Source organism: Intestinibacillus sp. Marseille-P6563 (genome assembly GCF_900604335.1).
In the GTDB taxonomy this organism is placed as follows: Bacteria; Bacillota; Clostridia; order Oscillospirales; family Butyricicoccaceae; genus Butyricicoccus_B.
The window spans coordinates 672,152-692,898 of record NZ_UWOD01000001.1; the positions used below are offsets into that span (position 1 = coordinate 672,152).

A 20,747-nucleotide genomic window follows, 5' to 3' on the forward strand; every position below is an offset into this window, starting at 1 on the left:
CATGGGAAGAACAACGATCGCCATTATGGGCAATCCGAACAGCGGTAAAACGACCCTGTTCAACAAACTGACCGGTTCCAATCAGCACGTCGGCAACTGGCCCGGCGTCACGGTGGACCGCAAAACCGGTCAAATTCATCATGCGGGCACGGTGGTCGATGTCGTCGACCTGCCGGGTATCTACTCGCTCTCCCCTTATACGCAGGAGGAGATCATCGCCCGCGAGTTCGTTCTGTCGAACGGACTGGACGGCATCCTGAACATTGTGGATGCTGCCAACATTGAACGCAACCTCTATCTTACGATGCAGCTCATCGCCTTGGGGCTTCCGATGGTGATTGCGCTGAATTTCATCGACGACTGCCGCGCCCAGGGCATTCAAATCGACTGCCAGGCCATGAGTGACCTGCTGGGTGTGCGCGTCATTCCGATCTCTGCCCGACGCGGAGAAAATATGGACACCCTGCTTGACGCCGTAGTCGGCGAAATGCGGCCTCCGGCCCATCAGCCCGACTATCTGCATGGCGTCGGCGCGGCCATCCGCCGGGTCTCCGGCCTGCTGGACGGTCTGTCGCTGCGGCGGGCCAGCCTGCCCTTTTATGCGGCCAAGCTCCTGGAAGGCGACAGCCATGTCTATGAGTCAGTCGCTCTGCCCGACCCGGTGCGGCATGAGATTTCACATGTGGCCCTCAGCCTGTGCAGCCACCAAAACAGCACGGACAATCAAATGATCATGGCCGATGCCATTTATGACTTCATCGAGTCGGTGGTCAAACAGTGTTATATCCGGCCGAAAAATCCGCCGCTCACGATCACCGAACGCATCGACCGGGTGGTCATGAACAAATGGCTGGCGCTCCCGATTTTTGCGCTTTTGATGTGCCTGATGTTCCTGACGACGTTTGGTCCGGTCGGCTCATTCCTGATGGATGGGCTGGACACGCTCATTCAGGGGCATTTGGCTCCCCTGGTGGAAAGCACCCTGCTGAACATTGGCGCTTCCGACTGGGTCATTGGCCTGGTATGCGATGGCATCATCGGCGGTGTCGGCGGTGTGGTCAGCTTTTTGCCGCAGATCGTTATTTTGTTTTTCTTTCTGTCCATTTTGGAGGATACCGGCTATCTGGCGCGCATTGCGTTCATTATGGACACCCTGCTGCGTAAGATCGGCCTGTCGGGCAAATCTTTTGTGCCCATGCTGATGGGCTTTGGCTGTACGACCCCTGCGGTCATGGCGGCCCGCACCATGGAAAATGAGGATGACCGCCGCATGACGATCATGCTCACCCCCTTCATGTCCTGCGGCGCCAAGCTGCCGGTCTATGCCCTTTTTGCCGGCACCTTTTTCCCCGATCACGCAGGGCTGGTCATCATCAGCCTGTATGTGCTCGGCATTATTATGGCGATTGTCGCCGGTTTTCTGCTCAAAAAGACCGTATTCCGCGGCGTATCTTCGGGCTTCGTGCTTGAGTTGCCCACCTATCGCCTGCCCACCTTCAAGGGAACGGTGCGCAATATGTGGACCCGCGCCAAGGACTTCCTGACCAAGGCTGGTACGATCATCTTCCTGATGAGCGTACTGATTTGGCTGCTGCAAAACTTCACGCCTTCTTTTACCGTGGCACAAAGTTCGGCAGATTCCATTTTGGGTGGGTTTGGTCAGCTGATCGCCCCCCTCTTTACACCGCTTGGCTTTGGCTTCTGGCAGGCAGCCGTATCGCTGCTTGCTGGTCTGGTTGCCAAAGAAGCTGTGGTTTCTACTCTGTCGGTGCTCTATGGCGCCGGCGGTGACAGCGCCATGCTGGCCGCCATTCTGGCGGGTGCTTTTACCCCGCTCGCAGCGTACAGCTTTTTGGTCTTTACTTTGCTTTATATGCCCTGCATGTCTGCCTTTGCGACCATCAAACGGGAAATGGGCGGATGGCGTTGGGCATTCGGTTCGGCCGCCCTGCAAATCGGCTTGGCTTGGCTGACTGCTTTTATTCTATACAACATTGGCGGCTTGATTTTCTAGCCGCTCAACGAAACGGGGAGGTTCGAATGGCAAGCATCCGTGAATCCGGCGAAAATTATTTGGAACTGATTCTAGACATCTACCGCGAACAAGGGGAAGTGCGTTCGGTGGACATTGCCCGCCGCTTGGGCGTATCGCGCGCCTCGGTATCCAAAGCTTTGGGGGTCCTGCGGGAAGCCGGTATGGTGGAACCTGCCTATTATGGCAAGGTGGTATTGACCGAAGAAGGCATGCAGCGCGCTGCCGAAGTCCGAGGCCGTCATGAATTACTTTGCCGGTATCTGGTGGATGTTTTAGGGGTTTCGCGTGAGATTGCAGAAGCCGATGCCTGCCGGATGGAACATGTGGTCAGCGAAGAAATGATCGTGCGTTTGCGTGAAGCATTGGATGATCCGTCTGATTCAAAATAACTCAAAAGCCAGCGTTTTGAAAACGCTGGCTTTTTTTCGCATGAAAACGGCATAAACCGCGCAAACTAGAGGGAAGTTTGATCAAATCGGAGGCACTGCCATGCAAATTTCCTCTCGGACAAAGTATCTTGTGACCGGTGGACTGGCCGGGCTGGCCAATGGATTTTTCGGGGCTGGCGGCGGCTTATTTCTTGTGCCGCTTTTCATCGGCTGGCTCAAGCTAGACGAACGAAAGGCCTTTGCCACCTCGGTCGCTGTGATTCTGCCGTTGTGCGCGGTTTCCGCCTGGATCTACTGGCGGCAGGGCAATCTGGTGCTGGGGCAGGCGCTGCCCTATCTGATTGGCGGGGCGGTCGGTGGATTTCTATCCGGCCGGATCTTCCAAAAGCTCAATATGCTCTGGCTGCGCCGAATCTTTGGCATGTTCATCCTGTATGGCGGCATCCGCGCCTTGTTTTTGTGGTAAAAGGGGGATGCCATGTTTTTGTCCATTCTGGCCGGTCTGGTGACCGGTATCCTCTCGGGCTTCGGCATCGGCGGCGGCAGTCTGCTGATGCTGTATTTGACCCTGGTTGCGGGACTGACCCAGCAGGCCGCCGCGGGAATCAATCTGCTGTATTTCATCTCCTGCGCCCCAGCGGCGCTGGTATCGCACATCAAAAACCATCTGGTCGAAAAACAGGCCGTTCTTTGGTGTACGCTGGCGGGCATCCCCACTTCGGTGGCCGCCTCTTTGCTGGCGGGTGCCACCGAAGTTTCCCTGCTGCGGCGGTTATTTGGCGTCCTGCTGCTTTACATTGGCCTCAAAGAACTGCGCGCCAAAAAACCGGAGGATACAAAACAGTAACATTTTCCATTTCAGGGAACACCTCTCCCCTCTTTTCGTCTATACTATAAGAAACAGCACAACGTGGATTTTGACGAAATGAGGTGTTTGCTATGAAAAAGCGATGGCTCACGCTTAGTATCTGCCTGTTGTGGCTCCTGACCTTCCTGACTGCCTGCGGCGGCAGCAGTCAAAGCAATGAAACGGCGGCTGCGGACGGCGCTTCCAACAGCGAAGGCTGGTCCCAAACCACCGACGAAGCCGCCCCGCAAGACACCAGCACTCCTGCCTCCCAGGCGCTGCAAAACGCCAAAATCATCCGCACCGGACAAATGGATCTGGAAACCCAGGATTTCGAGGAAACCGATGCGTTTGTGCGCACCCTGACCGAAACACAGGGCGGGTATCTGGAATCCACTTCGGTGTCGGGCGATCCCGGTTCGCGGTATGGCAGCTATACCGTCCGCATCCCGCAGGAGGGGTATGACACCTTTTTTGCCCAGGTGGGCGAAAGCTGTCATGTGGTGAGCAGTTCCAGCCAGTCGCAGAACATCACCGAACAATATGTCGATTTGGAAACCCGCTTATCCTCGCTGCGCACCAAACATCAACGCTTATTGGACCTGCTGGCGCAGGCCGACAGTATGGAAACCATTGTCGCCCTGGAAAGCGAACTGGCCGACACCGAATATGAGATTGAAAGCCTGACCGGCTCGCTGCGGCAATACGACAGCCTGATCAGCTTTTCGACCATTGACCTGTCGGTCCGCGAAGTGTCCTCGCTCTCCCCGGTTTCGGAAGGCAATTCGTTCTTCAGTGAACTGGGGCAGGCGCTGAAAAACGGCAGCCATGGTGTGCTGTCCTTCCTGCGCGGGCTGATTCTGGTCTGCGCGACCATCTGGCCGGTGCTCCTGCTGGCTGCTGTGGTGGTTGTTGTGATTTGGCAGATTCGCCGCCGCCGCAAAGCCAAGGCACAGCCCCCTGTACTGCCCCCGCTCGATGACACCCCCGCTGACGATTCCCCCGAAGATCCCAAGGCATAAAGAAAACCGCCGTCGCTTCTCTGCGACGGCGGTTTGTTATTCCAAACATTCCCGCACCAAAATTTCACTGGGCGTATAGATTTGTTCGCTGGGCTGGATGTCCTGCATGCAGTAATCGACCAGCACACGCACCGGCAGTTCGCCTTGCCGCACCGTGTTGCTGTTAATGGTGCAGGTGACAATGCCTTCCCGCAACAGGTCCAAAATCTCGGGATAATCCTCAAAGCAAATCACTTTGACCTTTCCGCCCAGCCCGGCCTCCTGGATGGCGCGGCCTACCTCGCCGACGCCGCCGCCGACGATGTAAATGCCATCCAAATCCGGTCTCTGGCGCAGCAAATCCAAGGTCATGTGATAGGTTTTGGATGGGTTTTCAAAGCTGGGCAGCGTTTCCGCCACTTCGATCTGCGGAAAATTTGTGTGCAGATAATCCAGAAAGGACCGCTCGCGCACATACAAAAAATATGTGCCCGCACGCAGCGCCGATGTGCTGGTGATGACCGCAATCTTTCCGGCCCCACCCAAAAACTCACCCAGCATCCGCCCCGCGACCCGTCCGGCTTTGGCAGCATTTTCCCCAACATAGCACAGTCGTCCGGCGTTTTCCAAATCGGTGTTGGTGCACACGACCGGAATGCCGCTTTCGGACGCGCGGCAGACCGCCTGCCGCACCGGCTCGGCTGACAGGGGGCTTAAAATAATGCCATCCATCTTCTGCTCGATGGACGCCTGAATCTGGGCGACCTGAGTATCCACATCGCCAAAGGCGCTGCTTGAAAAAGCTACCTCCACCGGACACATGTGCAGCGTTTCCACCGCGTGCCGGATACCCCGCTCGATAAACGGCCGAGCATCGACGTTCAGTAAAATCGCCGCCAACCGGATGGAAGCTGCCTGTTTTTGCAGCGCACGACCGGCCAGATTGGGCCGATAGCCAGTCTGGTCGAGCACCTGCTGCACCCGCTGCCGCACTTCTTCGCTGACGCCCGGCCGCTTGTGCAGCACTTTGTCCACCGTCGAACGATGCACGCCCGCCATGGCCGCGATTTCTTTGAGTGTCACTCCCATCCGCTTGTTCCTCCTGTTTCAATGTTTCTATCTTACTAAACCTGCACTTTTCTGTCAACCCAATGGGAAAGCCCTCTGCTCAGTTGCAGAGGGCTTTCCTTGCTGTTCGAAAAAATGAATTAGAAATCAATATTTGCCATGACTTCGGATACGTCCGGCTTTTCCGAAATCAGTCCTTCGTCGTACATCCAGTCGATGTTTTCCTGCCAGCACTCTTCCGACTGGCTGAGGAACGATGCCGTGTCGGTTTCCATCAGCGGGAGCAGCGTTTCGGTGGACTTCTTCTCGACATCCGGGTCCAAGGCAAAGTTGGCCTCGTCCTGGTTATCGAGCAGTACCTGGAGCGTTTCGTCCGGCTTGTTCTTGAAGTCCTCGAAGCCCTTCTGGCAAGCGCGCAGGAAGGCGGCAATCACTTCGGGTTCCTCTTCAATCACCTTGTCGTTTGCCACAAACACGCCTTCGTAATACTGCGGCACGCCGAAATCATCCGGGAAGAAATAATTGACTTCAAAGCCTTCCTTCTCCATCTGCGGAACTTCGTGATTGACCAGACAGCCGATCGTGGCGTCCACATTGCCGGTGGTCATGGAGCTCATCAGGTCAAAACCGACATCGATCATGGTCACATCGGACGGGTCCGCCCCGCTCGACTTCATAATGCTGTGGATAAGCGCTTCGGACAGTTCGGTGCCCGCATAGCCGACCGTCTTGCCGACCAGATCGGCAGGTTCGGTGATATCCTTTTCCTTGAGAGACAGAACAATATTCAGCGGCGCCTGCACGACAGCGGCGACCGACTTGACCGGCACGTCCTGCTCCACGCGCGCCTGGATAACGTCCTGCTGGTAATACAGGCCAATGTCCGCCTTGCCGGCGGCCACCATGCTAAGTGCATCGTTGGTTCCTGCCGGGGACTGGATGTTGACCGTCAACCCTTCCTCGGCAAAATAACCGGCCTCCTGCGCCTGATACAGGAAGGTGTGCAGCGCATTCGGATACCAGTCGAGCACCACGGTCAGCTCCCGCAGATCATTACCCTTTGTATCCGAACCCGACTGGGCTGCCGAATTGTTCGCACCACAGCCGGAAAGCAGCAGCGCGCCGGCTGTCAGCAAGGCAAAAACTCTCTTTTTCATGTTGATACTCCTTGATGTAGATTTTTTACAGATCCCCGCGCCAGGTGATCACTTTCTTTTCCAGCCAGGATACCAGCGCAACCGCGACCATAGCGACCACGCTCAGCAGCACAATGGGCGCAAAAACGCCTGCGCCGTCCAGCTGGGTCATCATACGGCGGCTGAAATAGCCCAGGCCCGCGTCCGCGCCCAGCCATTCGCCGATGGCAGCGCCGATGATGGACAGCGGAATGGCCATTTTGATGGCCGAAAAGAAATACGGCAGGCTTGCCGGGATCTTCAGTTTGACAAATATCTCCTTTTTCCCGGCGCCGAACGAGCGCAGCAGATCGATCATATCGGTCTTGGCCGAGCGGAACCCGTCAAACACCGTGATCGCAATGGGGAAAAAGGTAATCAGTACCGTTACCAGCACTTTGCTCCAAATCGTATAACCGAACCACAGCACAAACAGGGGCGCCAGCGCCGTGGTCGGGATGGTCTGCGAGGCGACAATGACCGGATAGAGCGTCTTTTCCGCAACCGGGCTGGCGTCCATCAAGATGGCCAGCAACACGCCCAGCACGACTGAAATCACCAGGCCAATGCCGGTGCACAGCAGGGTCGCGGGCAGATGGGCGGTGAACAGCGGCTCGCGCAGCTCCCACAGGCGCACAAGCACCTGGGTGGGCGACGGCAGGATATAGGCTGCATCCATGCCCATGGCCCCGGCCTGCCAGATGATCAGCAGCACAAAGGCCAGCAGCAGCGCCGGAAGGTTGGCATTTCTCCCTTTCATGCGTCCACCTCCCGCCGCAGCATGTCGATGAGCTGTTCCCGCAGCGCCAGCATCTCCGGATGGGTCAGGCATTCGCGCGTGCGCGGATAGGCCGCCGGCACGGTGAACGACCGCAGCTTGCGGATGGGCATATCCTCGACCACCAGCACCCGGCCGGACAGGAAGATGGCCTCCTCCACGTCGTGAGTGATGAACAAAACGGTCTTGTGATCGTGTTCCCACTGATCGAGCAGCCACTCCTGCATGGAGATGCGCGTGAGGAAGTCGAGCGCCGAAAACGGCTCGTCGAGCAGCAGCAGTTCGGAACCGGTCAGCAGTGTGCGGGCAAAGGCCGCACGCTGGCGCATACCGCCCGACAGTTCGCTTGGCCGCTTGTCCCCCCATCCGGCCAGGCCGACCACATCCAGTGTCTTCTGGATGCGTTCGTCCATCTCGGCGCGGGAGCAGCTGCCCTGAATTTCCATCGGCAGGCGCAGGTTATCCGCCACCGTCCGCCAGGGAAACAGCAAATCGCGCTGGGGCATGTAGCCGCAGTACCCGCGGCGGCCGTCGATCGACTGGCCGTCCACCAGGATATCCCCGCCTTTGCGGGCGAGCAGCTGATTGGTCAGGCGGAAAATGGTCGATTTGCCGCAGCCCGACGGGCCGATGACCGACACGAACTCGCCCGGCTCGATGTGGAAGGACAGATGGTCGATGATGTCGAAATCCTCCACCTCATATTGAAAGGAAACATCGCGAAATTCGAGCATGGCTTACATCTCCATGTTCCAGGCCATATCCCAGAACAGGCCCTCGAACCGCGAACAATCGACAAAAATCTCAACGAGACGTTGCTTCTGCTTTTCACCAAGGCCCTCTGCAAGGTGTTCCATCAGCTCGGTCAGCGCGACGTTCGCGGCCGCGTAGTCCTCCCCGGCATAGCCCTGCACCCACTCGCCGTAGAACGGATGCTGCGCTGCACCCGGATAGGTACGGACCATCCACTTGGCGATGTGCTCGTAACTGATCGCGCACGAGAGCACGGCCGCCAGGATTTCGGCCGGACCTTCCTCGGCCGCGACCGCCCGCATATAGGCGGTGTACGACTGATTTTTGAGCGAGGGCTTGACGTGTGCGGCCTCGGGCTCGGAAATGCCAAGTCGTGCCATATAGCCCTTGTGGATGTCCATTTCGCCGTTTAAAATACTGCCCACATAGGACGCAAAGGCGCGCATGACCTCGGGTTCGCGCGATTTGATGACGCCCTGCGCAAACACTTTGGCATAGTCAAACAAATACACATAGTCCTGGAGCAAATAAAATTTGAATTTTTCTACATCAAGGCTGCCGTCGGCCAGACCGACCACAAAGGGATGCCGCAGATAGCCTTCCCAAATGTCGGCGGATGCCGCAAGCATGCGCCCGGTAATTGATTCGTTTTTCAAGGTGGTACCCCCAATGAATGTTTTCCGGCGCTGCCGGCCGGACCGGCAGCAAGTTTTTTAAAGAATCTGGAGCTGCAAGCGCGTTTCCAGTTCCTTTTCGTTTAACAAACTGACTGCATCGAGCAGCCGGGTGCGGAAGGAGGCGGTGCCCTCCATCGCTTCGCGCACCCGCTCGTATGCAGCCTCTCCGCAGGCGTCCATGACCGCCACCGCTGCCACGGCTGCGGCAAACGGCCGGTCGGGGTTGGCCCCGCAATAAGCGCCGGTCAGCGCCGTGAGCATGCAGCCCGCGCCCGTGATGCGGCTCATCATCTCGCAGCCGCCGCGCAGCACGGCGGTCTGTGTGCCGTCGGTCACCAGGTCGATTTCGCCGGTCAGCGCCACAACCGCGCCCACCCGGCGGCTGAACGCACGGACCATTTCGGCCGACGCTTCCAGATTATCCTCGGTGACCTTGTCGAGCGCGTTGACCTCCACGCCCAGCGTGGTTTCGCTGCCTAAGGCCAGCGCCCGGATTTCGGACGCATTGCCCCGGATGACCGCAATGCGCAGTTCATGCAGCAGCTTGCGGCAGGTCTCGCCCCGTAGGAACGATGCCCCAGCCGCGACCGGGTCCAAAACAATCGGATGCCCGAGCTCGTTGGCCTTCTTCCCGGCCAGCAGCATGGCTTCCTGGGCGCGCAGCGCGCCCAAGTTCAGCACAAGAGCGTCGCTCAGGGCGGTAATCTCCTCGACCTCGCGCGTGTCCTGCGCCATGGTCGGCGCGCCGTAGGCGGCCAAAATGATGTTGGCGCAGTCGTTGACGGTCACGTTGTTAGTGATGGCATGCACCATGGGACGCTTTTCCCGCGTCTGGCGCACAATGTCCTGAATGGTTTTGATCACCGCAGCGAGCCCTCCAACTGTCCAAAGACCGACGTGCGCTTGAGCGCACTCAGTACAATGACCGAAATCAGCGCGCCCACAGCGGTCGATACCAGGAAGGACGGCACAAAGGTGAACAGTGCCGCTTCTTTGTTGTTCATCAACCAAGCAGCCAGCGGATAAGACGCCATGCCGCCTAGGATGCCGGTGCCGAACACCTCGCCGACATAGGCCGCTGGGAGCTTGGGACAAACCTTATAGGCCAGTCCGCACAGCAGTGCGCCAATCATCGACCCCGGAAAGGCCAGCAGCGTGCCCATGCCGAGCAGATTGCGGATGAGCGAAGCCGCGAACGCCATCGCGACCGCGTAGCCGGGACCAAGCAGTACCCCGGCCACCACATTGACCATATGCTGCACGGGCGAACACTTGGCGCCAGGCATCACCGGGATGGCCACCAAGCTGCCGATGACCGCCACGGCCACCAGAACGCCTGCCAGTGTCAGTTTACGTGTGGATGTCTGCTTCATCTCACGCCTCCGGGAAAATCCGGCAGAAGTGATTGAGCGGGCCGCAGCCGTTGCCGATGGCCAGCGAATGGATGATGGCGTCGGTGACGTAATCCTTGGCGCGGCGTACCGCTTCCGGGATGTCGCAGCCGAGCGCCAGATTGGACGCAATCGCGCTCGACAGCGTGCAGCCGGTGCCGTGGGTGTTCTTGGTGTTGATGCGCTGGGTCTCAAAGCGGTAGAACTGCTCGCCGTCGTACAATACGTCGAGCGCATTACCGATGGCGTGGCCGCCCTTGACCAGCACGCCGCGCACGCCCATGGCATAGATCTTCTTGGCCGCTTCTTCCATATCGGCCGGGTTTTCGATCTTCATGCCCGTGATGCACTCAGCTTCCGGGATGTTCGGGGTGAGCACATCGGCATGCGGCAGGATGTATTCGATCAGCGCGCCGACCGCGTCCGGATTCATCAGCGGACAGCCGTTTTTGGCGTACATGACCGGGTCGATGACCACATGCTGAGGCTTGTACTGGTCGAGCTTGCGCGCGACCGCCTGCATGCACGCCGGGGTGGACAGCATGCCGATCTTGACCGCATCGGGCACGATGTCCTCGAATACAGCGTCGATCTGCTTTTCGATCATTTCCGGGGTGATGTCCTGGATGTCGATGACGCGCGCCGTGTTTTCTGCAACCACGGACACGATGACGCTCATGCCGAACACGCCGTGTGCCGACATGGTCTTGAGGTCGGCTTGGATGCCCGCGCCGCCCGAGCAGTCCGAGCCTGCAATGGTGAGTACTTTCTTTATCATAGTATTCCTCCTTTTGTGACATGAAAAAAGGGAACACCCCCGTATGGGATGTTCCCTGGTATTTCGTCTAGTCTCGCGCCCGTATTCTTTTGAACAAGATAACATGCGCGAAAAAACGGTTTTCCCTGCGTCCCTACGTTGGCATTATCCAAATCAGGTAAGGTCGAGGGGATGTGCCCCTCCTCTCAGCCTCCCTTCGGAAGCTCCCTTGCATGGGTAATGGTACCATTCCTTTTTTCATTTGTCAAGGCAGCAGGGCGAAAAAGGCCGTCTTTTGTACCATACCTGTCCTTTGGCAAAGAAAATCGGAGATGCGGCAGGACCGCTTTCGATGGTTTGCCTTGCATTTTTGCGCCAAAGGCTTTACCATAACCTTAAGAGTTTCATAAGGAGGCATGTGCCATGATCCGCAGAAAAGACCAAATGAAAACCTATGAACGCCCGGAGATGAAGGGCGGAACGGGCAAGGCTGTCCTGACCGACCTCATCGACGCATCGGAAATGATGGACAAGGGCCGTCTGTTCAGCATCACCACCCTGGAGCCGGGCTGCTCGATCGGCGAACACCAGCATGTGGGCGAAGCGGAGATCTTCTACATTTTAGAGGGCGAAGCCGTGGCCGTGGACAACGGTGAGGAAGTGCATCTGCATCCGGGTGACCTGCTCTACACCGGCGACGGCGACAGCCACAGCATCCGCAACGACGGCGACGCAACCCTGCGTTTTGTGGCGCTCATCCTGTTCAAATGATCAACACCACGCTGTGCTATCTCGAGCGGGACGGCAAGTATCTGATGCTGCACCGCGTCAAAAAGGCCAATGACCCCAGCCACGACAAGTGGATCGGGGTGGGCGGGAAATTTGAGGACGGCGAAAGCCCGGAAGAATGCGCTCTACGCGAAACGCGCGAGGAAACCGGCCTGACGCTGACCTCCTATCGCTATCGCGGGCTGGTCACCTTTGTGTCTGACCGCTGGGAAACCGAGTATATGCACCTGTTCACCGCCGACGCCTGGGAGGGCGAACTGACCGCCTGTGACGAGGGCGAACTGGTGTGGGTGGAAAAATCACGGCTGTCCTCTTTGCCCATTTGGGAGGGGGACAAGCTGTTCTTCCGCCTGCTCGATGAGGACATCCCCTTTTTCTCTCTCAAGCTGACCTATGTGGGCGAAACGCTCACCAGCGCCACCCTCAACGGCAAACCGCTTGCGCGGTAAATCCCCACGGACCGGGTTTCTCCCCGGTCCGTTTTTTTGCCCTGCGGCCGGGCGGCTTGGGGCAAAATCCCGAATTTCCCGGTTTGTTTTTCTTTTTTTACACTTCATACATAAATTTACCGCAATGGTTCACAAAATATTCACATCCGCCCCTTGACTTCTGCGCCCCATGGTGGTAAATTATGCTTAGCACTCAGGTAGTGCGAGTGCTAAATGAAAGGAGTCCTCCACCATGGAGCTTTCTGAACGGAAGAAGCAAATCCTGAAAGCCATCATTGGCGATTATATCCGCACTGCCGAACCGGTCGGCTCCAAAACTCTGGCTGCGCGGCCGGAACTGCATTTCTCTTCGGCCACCATCCGCAACGAGATGAGTGAACTGGAGGAAATGGGCTATCTGGAAAAACCGCACACGTCGGCCGGACGCATCCCCTCCCCTGCCGGTTATCGGCTGTATGTCGATGAACTGATGGGCGAGAGTGAGATCCCCGAAGGCGATGAACCGGCCATCGAGCAGATGCGCGGCAAGGTACGCGAGCTCGACCGCCTGATCCAGGAAGCCGGACGTTTGGTGTCCACGCTGACCAATTATGCTTCGGTCGCTGTCACCCCTTATATGAGCCACACGGTCCTCAAACAGTTTGAGATCGTTTCGGTGGACCGCACGACGTTTGTCATCGTGGTGGTCACCGATGCCGGGGTGGTCAAAAATAAGCTGGTGCATACTGCCGCCGAAGTTTCCAAGGACGAAGCCGAACTGCTGACGTATGTTCTCAATCAAACGCTCACCGGTCTGCCGCTGAGCCAGATCACCGCCGAGCGGTTTGATGTGGTGCGACGTGCTGCCGGGCTGACCGCCCTGCTTGGGCCAGTGGCCGAATATCTGGCCGAGCTGATCGAGGAACTGGGAAGCCAGAAAGTCTTTCTGGAAGGCGCAAATAAACTGCTGCACTTCCCGGAATATCACGATACGCAAAAGGCACAGGCGCTGCTTGACTACATCACCGACGACAAGCACCTGCTGCCTGTCAAACCCAATATCGACGGGGTACAGTTCTTCATTGGTCCGGAAAACGGTCCCAATCCCCTGTCGGATGCGTCGATGATCTATGCAAAATACGACATCGGCAACATGGGCCAGGGTGTCATCGGCATCGTCGGCCCCACCCGTATGGATTACAAACACCTATCCGCTCGCCTGAGCCGTTTTGCCAAGGGGCTCAATAAACTGATCGCGGATACGTTTTTGGATGAAAACAAATAAAGGATGATACAAATGGAAAAGAAAAAACCTGCCGAACAGGCCGAAGCCATGCAGCCGGAAACCGAGGTTACGGCAGCGGAAGAAACGGTCTCCCAGGCGGAACCCGAAACCGCCGAGCCCGCGGACAGTGCGCTGACCGAGCTGCAAGCCAAGCTGGATGCACTGAATGACAAGCATCTGCGCATGGCCGCAGAGTACGACAACTTCCGCAAGCGCTCCCAGCGCGAACGGGAAGCGGCACATGCCGAAGCGGTCGCTTATGCGGTCAAGGCGCTGCTGCCGACTTATGACAATCTGGAGCGCGCACTCAAGGCCGAAACCGCGGACGCGGAATATAAAAAGGGCGTGGAAATGACCATGACCCAGTTGGTCGATAGCCTCAAGAGCATCGGCGTGGAAAAGATCGCCGCTGAACCGGGCACGGCCTTTGACCCCAACCTGCACAATGCCGTTATGCATGTGGAAAACGAAGAACTGGGCGAAAACGTCATTGCAGACGTGTTCCAGCAGGGCTTCCAGATCGGTGACAAAGTCATCCGGCATGCGATGGTACAGGTAGCAAACTAAGGAAACAAAAGCATATTCTATAAAGGAGAGCATTTATCATGGGCAAGATTATTGGTATCGACTTAGGTACGACAAATAGCTGTGTCGCCGTTATGGAAGGCGGCGAAGCGGTCGTTATCGCCAACGCAGAAGGCGCTCGGACCACCCCGTCCGTTGTCGCATTCTCCAAGACCGGCGAGCGTATGGTGGGCCAGGTAGCAAAGCGCCAGGCCGTTACCAACGCAGACCGCACCATCATTTCGATCAAGCGTCAGATGGGTTCGGATTACCGTGTATCCATCGACGGCAAGCAGTATTCTCCACAGGAAGTTTCTGCGATGATCCTGCAAAAGCTCAAGGCAGACGCTGAAGCGTATATCGGTTCTCCGGTGACCCAGGCGGTCATCACCGTACCGGCATACTTCACCGACTCCCAGCGTCAGGCAACCAAGGACGCTGGTAAGATCGCAGGCCTGGACGTTCTGCGTATCATCAACGAGCCGACCGCAGCTGCTCTGGCGTATGGCGTTGACAAGGAAACCGAGCAGAAGGTCATGGTATATGACCTCGGCGGCGGTACGTTCGACGTATCCATCCTGGACATTGGCGACGGCGTTCTGGAAGTTCTGGCGACCGCTGGTAACAACCACCTGGGCGGCGACGACTTTGACCAGCGCATCATGGACTGGATGGTACAGGAGTTCAAGAAGTCGGACGGCATTGACCTGTCTGCCGACAAGATGGCCATGCAGCGCCTGAAGGAAGCCGCAGAAAAGGCCAAGATCGAACTGTCGGGCATGATGTCCACTTCGATCAACCAGCCGTATATCACCGCAGACGCTACCGGTCCGAAGCATCTGGAACTGACCCTCTCGCGTGCGAAGTTCAACGAACTGACCGCTGACCTGGTGGAAGCCACCATGGGTCCGGTTCGTCAGGCGATGAGCGACGCTGGCTTGCAGCCGGGCGATCTGGCCAAGGTCCTGCTGGTTGGCGGTTCTTCCCGTATCCCGGCCGTTCAGGAAGCGGTTAAGAACATCACCGGCAAGGATGGCTTCAAGGGCATCAACCCGGACGAATGCGTTGCCATCGGCGCAGCTATCCAGGGCGGCGTCCTGGGCGGCGAAGTCAAGGACGTTCTGCTGCTCGACGTTACCCCGCTGTCCCTCGGTATCGAAACCTTGGGCGGTGTATGCACCAAGCTGATCGAGCGCAACACCACCATCCCGACCAAGAAGAGCCAGGTCTTCTCGACCGCTGCCGACAATCAGCCGTCGGTTGAGATCCATGTCCTGCAGGGCGAACGCGAAATGGCTGCCGGCAACAAGACCCTCGGCCGCTTCACCCTCGACGGCATTGCTCCGGCTCCGCGCGGTGTACCGCAGATCGAAGTTACCTTCGACATCGACGCTAACGGCATCGTAAACGTATCGGCCAAGGATCTGGGCACCGGTAAGGAGCAGAAGATTACCATTACGGCGTCCACCAACCTCTCGCAGGAAGAGATCGACAAGGCGATGCACGAAGCCGAGCAGTTCGCTGCCGAAGATAAGAAGCGCAAGGAAGAAGTCGATGTCCGCAACAGCGCAGAGCAGCTGGTCTTCCAGTCGGAAAAGGCTCTGACCGACCTGGGTGACAAGGTATCGGCCGACGAAAAGAGCGCGGTCGAAACTGAGATCAACAAGGTCAAGGAAGCGCTCAAGGGCACGGATACCGAGATGATCAAGATGGCATCCGATTCCCTGTCCAAGAAGTTTGGCGAGATCGCACAGAAGGTCTATGCCCAGCAGGCACCGCAGGGTGACCCGAACATGGGCGGCCAGGGCTTCCAGGGCGGCGCACAGCAGTCCGGCCCGCAGGGCGACTTTGTAGACGCCGACTTCACCGAAGTCAAGGACGACGACAAGAAATAAGGAATGCAGCAAGACCGGGCAGGAAGCGCAAAATGCGTTTCTTCCTGCTGAAGGTCTGGCTTTTGAAGGCGCGCCACCCGGCGCGCCTATCCCCTTGTATAGAGGACTGATTTTATGGCAGATAAACGAGATTATTACGAGGTACTTGGCGTTGCCAAGGGCGCGTCGGACGACGAAATCAAAAAGGCGCACCGCAAGCTCGCCAAGAAATACCATCCTGACCTCAATAAAGACAATCCAAACGCCGAGGAGAAATTCAAGGAAGTCAACGAAGCGTATGAGGTGCTGTCCGACAAAGACAAGCGCGCCAAGTATGACCAGTTTGGCTTCGCCGGAGTAGACCCGAATTATGGCGCCGGCCAGGGCGGTGGCTTTGGCGGCGGTTTCGGCGGCTTCGATATGGGCGACCTGGGCGATATTTTCGGTTCGTTCTTTGGCGGCGGTTTTGGTTCGTCCAGCCGCTCGCGCCGCAATGCGCCTCAGCGCGGACAGACCATTCAGAAGCGTGTCATGCTCTCCTTTGAAGAAGCTGCCTTTGGCTGTGAAAAGGAGATCACCATTGACCGCGTCGAGGACTGTGACGAATGCGGCGGCTCGGGTGCAGCGCGCGGCACCTCGGCCGAAACCTGTACCAACTGCCGCGGTTCGGGTACGGTCACCCAGACCCAGCGCACCCCGCTCGGCATGTTCCAGACCCAGACCGCCTGCCCCAACTGCCGCGGTACCGGTAAGATCATCAAAAAGCCGTGCAGCAAGTGCGGCGGCTCGGGCAAGGTGCAGAAATCCCGCACCCTCAAGGTCAACATCCCGGCTGGTATCGATGACGGCCAGGCCATTCAGCTGCGCGGCCAAGGTGGCGCAGGCGCCAACGGCGGCCCAGCTGGCGATGTCATCGTGACCATTTCCATCCGTCCGCACCCGCTGTTTACCCGCGAAGGTTCGGACGTCATTTGCGAGATGCCAGTATCCTTCGTGCAGGCAGCGCTCGGTGACACCCTGCAAGTGCCGACCATTGACGGCAAGGTCGAATACAACATGCCCGAAGGCACCCAGCCGGGCGCGGTCTTCCGTCTGCGCGGTAAGGGCATTCAGAACGTCAACGGCCGCGGCCGCGGCGACCAGTATGTCCGCATCATCCTGGAGGTGCCCAAGAATCTCACCGCACACCAAAAGGAACTGCTGCGTGAATTTGAATCTTCTACCACCGATGAAAACCAGCAGCAGCGCAAAGGCTTCTGGGATAAGGTAAAGGACGCTTTTAAGGGCGATTGATTTTCTTCTGTATGGCGCAGGCCGTTTGAGCCTGCGCCATATTTTATCTCCCCTTCCGGCCTGATTTTGCCCCTTGTGGCTTGACAGGTGGTTTGTTATAATAAAAGAAGAAAGAAAAAGGAGTCCCCGCTTATGCCGATTAAAATTGCCGACAGCCTCCCCGCCCGCGCGGTGCTGGAAGGTGAAAATATATTTGTCATGACCGAGCACCGCGCACTCACGCAGGACATCCGTCCGCTGCGCATCGCGCTGCTCAATCTGATGCCGCTCAAGATCGTCACCGAAACCCAGATCTTGCGCTGCCTGTCCAACACGCCGCTACAAATCGAGATCGACCTGGTGCAGACCGAAACCTACAAGTCCACCCATACCCCGGAAGATCATCTGCTCACCTTTTACCGCACCTTTGATGAAATCCGCGACAACCGGTATGACGGTTTCATCATCACCGGTGCGCCGGTCGAGCTGATGGATTTTGAACAGGTCGATTATTGGAATGAACTGTGCACCATCATGGAATGGACCAAAACGCACGTCCACTCGACCCTGCACATCTGCTGGGGCGCTCAGGCTGGCTTATATTATCATTACGGCATCCCCAAATACACATTGCCCGAAAAAATGAGCGGTGTATTTGAGCATCAGGTCCTTTTTCCGAAAGAAAGCCTGTTCCGCGGCTTTAACGATTACTTCAATGCGCCCCATTCGCGCCACACCGAAGTACGGGAGGAGGACATCCGCCGCAATCCCCTGCTGCGCATCCTGTCGTCTTCGGAAGAAGCGGGCGTGTACATTGTCGAGGCCAAGTATGGCCGCCAAATCTTTGTGTTGGGCCATTCGGAGTACGACCGCGATACGCTCAAAGCCGAATACATCCGCGATAAGGGCCGCGGCCTGAATCCTATTGTGCCCAAGCACTACTTCCCGGATGACGATCCGTCCCAGGAACCGCGCATGACCTGGCGTTCCCATGGTCATCTGCTTTATACCAACTGGCTGAACTATTACGTTTACCAGACAACGCCCTATTACCTGGATCATACGTTTGAATAATCCACCATTCCGCACGGCCGCCTCGTTGCGGCCTGTGTCTTGCCATGAGGTCTGTTTATGAAATTACAAGCGCTTTCTTTGGAAAATTTTCGCGGTTTCCCCAAGCTGGCCATGGAATTCCGTCCCGACCTGATGATCCTGACCGGACCGAACGGCGCGGGGAAATCGGCCATTCTGGATGCCGCCGCCTTGGCATTGGCCACCTATGTCGGCGGTTTTTCGGACATTCCGGTCCGCGGCATCTCGCCCACCGACATCCGCATGGAATCCACTGACAACCCGATGACGCCCTACCGGCACACCGGTCCGGTGCGCATCTCGGCCCGGGTGGAGGTCAGCGGCCATCCGCTTGCCTGGAGCCGTACTCTGGAAAACGGCCGGACGGTTTCCACCGATGCCACCGAAGTGCTGCAATATGCTGCGGCCTTGCAGGAGCATCTGCGCCGCCGGTCGGTCATTACCCTGCCGGTCGTTGCGTATTATGGTGCGTCCCGTCGGTGGCTGGAAGGCCGTGACCCGTCGACCCTGCAAAAGGTATGGATCAAAAACCGGCAAAGCGGTTACTTAGGCTGCTTGCAGGCGTCCCCGGACGAACGGATGCTGCTCAGCTGGTTCGAAAATATGACCTATGCCAAGCAGCAGAAATTGCAGGCCGCGTTTGCTCCGCCCAACCCGGCGGATTTGATCGTGCCCGACCTGTATGCGGTCACGCAGGCCATGGCGGCCTGCTACAAGAGCGCCTTCCCGGATGTCAAAGATGTTTCGGTTGCGTTTGATGTGGTGCAGCAGGATCTGGAACTCACCATCACTCGGCCGGACGACCGCGTCGAGCGGCTGCCCATGCGTCTGCTCGGCCAGGGCATCAAAAACACGCTGCTTCTGGTGGCTGATATCGCCTATCGTATGGCGGTGCTCAATCCGCAGTTTGGCGCCGATGTCACGGACTTGACGCCCGGCGTGGTGCTCATTGACGAGATCGAACTACACTTGCATCCGGCCTGGCAGAAGCGCATTCTGTCCGACTTGCAGAAGATTTTCCCGCTCGTGCAATTTATCGTGACCACCAATGCCCCGGTCGTGCTGGCGAACACAGATGCCAAGTGCGTGCGGGTACTGCGCGGCGGACAAGTATACCGCGCTTCCCTGCAAACATACAGCAAGCCGGTCGATGTCATCCTGACCGAAGTGATGAAAACCAATCCGCAGCCGGATACGGTTACCGAAGCGTTCTCCAGCTTCTATGAATCGCTGGAAGCCCATGAGATGGAAGCCGCCGAACAAAAACTTGGCTGGCTGACCGAATGCTTAGGCGAAAATGACCGCTCGGTCGAGCGTGCCGCACAGGCACTCAAACATGCCAAGGAACTGAACGGATAATTTTAAAAGGAGAGGTGTTTTTCATGCCTTATATTGCAGTCCACACCGAGCGGTCGCTGGGTGCACCGGAAAAAGAATCGCTCAAAGCCGCGCTGGGACAGGCCATCACGGTCATCCCCGGTAAGAAGGAAAAGGGCCTGATGGTCGAGATCTGCGACGGCTGCGACCTGTACTATGGCGGCCAGAAGTGCGATGCGGCCTATCTGGATGTCAAGATTTTTGGCACCGCCCAACCGGACGATCAAAAAGCCTTTATTGAAGCCGCATTCCAGGTCATGGCCGATGCGGGGTTTGACAAAAAGAATGTATACATCACCTTTTCCGGACTCCCCCACTGGGGTGTGAACGGTACGATGATATAAGAAAATTGGGACAGGCCGTTTTGCAGCGGCCTGTCTTTCCTTCCGATTCGATTTTGGAAAGCGAGAGATGCTGATGTTATTTGATACCCATGCCCACTATGACGACGACCAATTTGACACGGACCGCGAAACGCTGCTCGCCTCCCTGCCCGAGCACGGCGTCGGACTGGTGCTCAATCCGGGCTGCGATTTGGAAAGCAGCCGCAAGGCAGTCGCCTATGCCGAAACCTATCCGCATGTGTATGCCGCGGTTGGGATTCATCCGGAAAATATCGAAGGCATCGAACTGGAACGCGATCTTCCTGCCTTGGAAGCTTTGGCCAAGTCCAGTCACAAGGTGCGTGCCATCGGTGAAATCGGCCTGGATTACTATTGGGTCAAAGAGCCCGAGCAGCGCCGGTTCCAGGCTGAAGTGTTCCGCGCACAGATGCGTCTGGCTGGACGACTCCAGCTTCCGGTCATCATCCACGACCGCGAAGCCCATCTGGACAGCCTGACCGTTGTGGAGCAATATCCGGCCGTGCGCGGGGTATTCCATTGCTATTCCGGTTCGGTGGAGTTTGCGAAACGGCTGCTCGATTTAGGGTACCTGCTTTCGTTCACCGGGGTCATCACGTACAAAAACGCCAAGAAAGCGGTCGATGTCGTGCGCGCTGTGCCGCTCGACCGGCTGATGATCGAAACCGATTCACCTTATATGGCACCGGTCCCCTATCGCGGTAAGCGCAATTCCTCGCTGTATGTTTACCGCATGGCCGAAGCCATTGCCGAGATCAAAGAAATTCCCTTGGAGGAAGTCATCACCCAAACGACCGAAAACGGCAAGCGCCTGTTTGGCATATAAAAAAATC

23 protein-coding genes and 1 riboswitch are annotated in these 20,747 nt (G+C 57.5%); of the genes, 15 read left to right on the forward strand and 8 right to left on the reverse strand.

Annotated elements, in window-relative coordinates; translation table 11 throughout:
* Position 1 precedes the first annotated feature (1 nt).
* The 5 genes from feoB to EFB11_RS03545 all read left to right on the forward strand — a co-directional run bounded on the left by feoB (position 2) and on the right by EFB11_RS03545 (position 4,293).
* Positions 2-2,014, forward strand: a complete 2,013-nt coding sequence (gene feoB, locus EFB11_RS03525; RefSeq protein WP_122788951.1) for a ferrous iron transport protein B — start codon at positions 2-4, stop codon at positions 2,012-2,014.
* 26 nt (positions 2,015-2,040) lie between these two features.
* On the forward strand, positions 2,041-2,424 hold the full coding sequence (locus EFB11_RS16730; protein ID WP_164706586.1) for a metal-dependent transcriptional regulator: 384 nt from the start codon (positions 2,041-2,043) through the stop codon (positions 2,422-2,424).
* A 100-nt stretch (positions 2,425-2,524) separates the two neighbouring features.
* Positions 2,525-2,890: a sulfite exporter TauE/SafE family protein gene (locus tag EFB11_RS03535; RefSeq protein WP_122788952.1), complete on the forward strand. Its 366-nt coding sequence runs from the start codon at positions 2,525-2,527 to the stop codon at positions 2,888-2,890.
* Positions 2,891-2,902: 12 nt separating this feature from the next.
* Entirely contained in the window at positions 2,903-3,271 is a 369-nt protein-coding gene (locus EFB11_RS03540; RefSeq protein ID WP_122788953.1) for a sulfite exporter TauE/SafE family protein, read from the forward strand.
* 92 nt (positions 3,272-3,363) lie between these two features.
* Entirely contained in the window at positions 3,364-4,293 is a 930-nt protein-coding gene (locus tag EFB11_RS03545) for a DUF4349 domain-containing protein (protein ID WP_122788954.1), read from the forward strand.
* A gap of 36 nt (positions 4,294-4,329) precedes the next feature.
* Here EFB11_RS03545 and EFB11_RS03550 read toward each other — a convergent pair whose 3' ends face one another.
* The 8 genes from EFB11_RS03550 to thiD form a co-directional block, all read right to left on the reverse strand.
* Complete coding sequence (locus EFB11_RS03550) at positions 4,330-5,361, reverse strand: LacI family DNA-binding transcriptional regulator (RefSeq protein WP_122788955.1); 1,032 nt, start codon at positions 5,359-5,361, stop codon at positions 4,330-4,332.
* 119 nt (positions 5,362-5,480) lie between these two features.
* Positions 5,481-6,497 carry an ABC transporter substrate-binding protein gene (locus EFB11_RS03555; RefSeq protein ID WP_122788956.1) on the reverse strand — a complete coding sequence of 339 codons (1,017 nt, stop codon included), beginning with the start codon at positions 6,495-6,497 and terminating at the stop codon, positions 5,481-5,483.
* A 25-nt stretch (positions 6,498-6,522) separates the two neighbouring features.
* Entirely contained in the window at positions 6,523-7,275 is a 753-nt protein-coding gene (locus EFB11_RS03560; RefSeq protein ID WP_122788957.1) for an ABC transporter permease, read from the reverse strand.
* Positions 7,272-8,027, reverse strand: coding sequence for an ABC transporter ATP-binding protein (locus EFB11_RS03565; protein WP_122788958.1), 756 nt, complete (start codon positions 8,025-8,027; stop codon positions 7,272-7,274). Before EFB11_RS03565 ends, EFB11_RS03560 begins: the two co-directional genes overlap by 4 nt.
* A 3-nt stretch (positions 8,028-8,030) precedes the next feature.
* Positions 8,031-8,702, reverse strand: a complete 672-nt coding sequence (gene tenA, locus EFB11_RS03570) for a thiaminase II (RefSeq protein WP_243115156.1) — start codon at positions 8,700-8,702, stop codon at positions 8,031-8,033.
* Positions 8,703-8,759: 57 nt separating this feature from the next.
* Positions 8,760-9,587, reverse strand: a complete 828-nt coding sequence (thiM, locus tag EFB11_RS03575) for a hydroxyethylthiazole kinase (RefSeq protein WP_330510635.1) — start codon at positions 9,585-9,587, stop codon at positions 8,760-8,762.
* Entirely contained in the window at positions 9,584-10,096 is a 513-nt protein-coding gene (gene thiW / locus EFB11_RS03580; protein ID WP_122788959.1) for an energy coupling factor transporter S component ThiW, read from the reverse strand. The genes thiM and thiW overlap by 4 nt, the downstream gene beginning before the upstream one ends.
* 1 nt (position 10,097) lies before the next feature.
* On the reverse strand, positions 10,098-10,889 hold the full coding sequence (gene thiD, locus EFB11_RS03585; RefSeq protein ID WP_122789713.1) for a bifunctional hydroxymethylpyrimidine kinase/phosphomethylpyrimidine kinase: 792 nt from the start codon (positions 10,887-10,889) through the stop codon (positions 10,098-10,100).
* 115 nt (positions 10,890-11,004) lie between these two features.
* A riboswitch (TPP riboswitch) is annotated at positions 11,005-11,112 on the reverse strand.
* Between the two features lie 182 nt (positions 11,113-11,294).
* Between thiD and EFB11_RS03590 the strand changes: the two genes are divergently transcribed.
* The 10 genes from EFB11_RS03590 to EFB11_RS03635 all read left to right on the forward strand — a co-directional run bounded on the left by EFB11_RS03590 (position 11,295) and on the right by EFB11_RS03635 (position 20,740).
* A complete protein-coding gene (locus EFB11_RS03590) occupies positions 11,295-11,642 on the forward strand; it encodes a cupin domain-containing protein (protein WP_122788960.1) in 348 nt (115 codons plus the stop codon).
* On the forward strand, positions 11,639-12,109 hold the full coding sequence (locus EFB11_RS03595; RefSeq protein WP_122788961.1) for an NUDIX hydrolase: 471 nt from the start codon (positions 11,639-11,641) through the stop codon (positions 12,107-12,109). The genes EFB11_RS03590 and EFB11_RS03595 overlap by 4 nt, the downstream gene beginning before the upstream one ends.
* 232 nt (positions 12,110-12,341) lie before the next feature.
* The gene (hrcA, locus tag EFB11_RS03600; RefSeq protein WP_122788962.1) at positions 12,342-13,373 is read left to right on the forward strand and encodes a heat-inducible transcriptional repressor HrcA; all 1,032 of its coding nucleotides are present in this window, start codon (positions 12,342-12,344) and stop codon (positions 13,371-13,373) included.
* 12 nt (positions 13,374-13,385) lie between these two features.
* Positions 13,386-13,940 (forward strand): nucleotide exchange factor GrpE, encoded by a 555-nt coding sequence (gene grpE / locus EFB11_RS03605; RefSeq protein ID WP_243115157.1) that lies wholly within the window; start codon positions 13,386-13,388, stop codon positions 13,938-13,940.
* 38 nt (positions 13,941-13,978) lie between these two features.
* Entirely contained in the window at positions 13,979-15,832 is a 1,854-nt protein-coding gene (gene dnaK, locus EFB11_RS03610; RefSeq protein WP_122788964.1) for a molecular chaperone DnaK, read from the forward strand.
* 114 nt (positions 15,833-15,946) lie between these two features.
* A complete protein-coding gene (gene dnaJ / locus EFB11_RS03615) occupies positions 15,947-17,104 on the forward strand; it encodes a molecular chaperone DnaJ (protein WP_122788965.1) in 1,158 nt (385 codons plus the stop codon).
* Positions 17,105-17,236: 132 nt separating this feature from the next.
* On the forward strand, positions 17,237-18,157 hold the full coding sequence (metA, locus tag EFB11_RS03620; protein ID WP_122788966.1) for a homoserine O-acetyltransferase MetA: 921 nt from the start codon (positions 17,237-17,239) through the stop codon (positions 18,155-18,157).
* Between the two features lie 57 nt (positions 18,158-18,214).
* Entirely contained in the window at positions 18,215-19,534 is a 1,320-nt protein-coding gene (locus EFB11_RS03625; RefSeq protein WP_122788967.1) for an AAA family ATPase, read from the forward strand.
* A gap of 23 nt (positions 19,535-19,557) precedes the next feature.
* Positions 19,558-19,896 (forward strand): phenylpyruvate tautomerase MIF-related protein, encoded by a 339-nt coding sequence (locus tag EFB11_RS03630; RefSeq protein WP_122788968.1) that lies wholly within the window; start codon positions 19,558-19,560, stop codon positions 19,894-19,896.
* Between the two features lie 73 nt (positions 19,897-19,969).
* Positions 19,970-20,740, forward strand: coding sequence for a TatD family hydrolase (locus tag EFB11_RS03635; protein ID WP_122789714.1), 771 nt, complete (start codon positions 19,970-19,972; stop codon positions 20,738-20,740).
* The last annotated feature ends 7 nt before the right edge of the window (positions 20,741-20,747 follow it).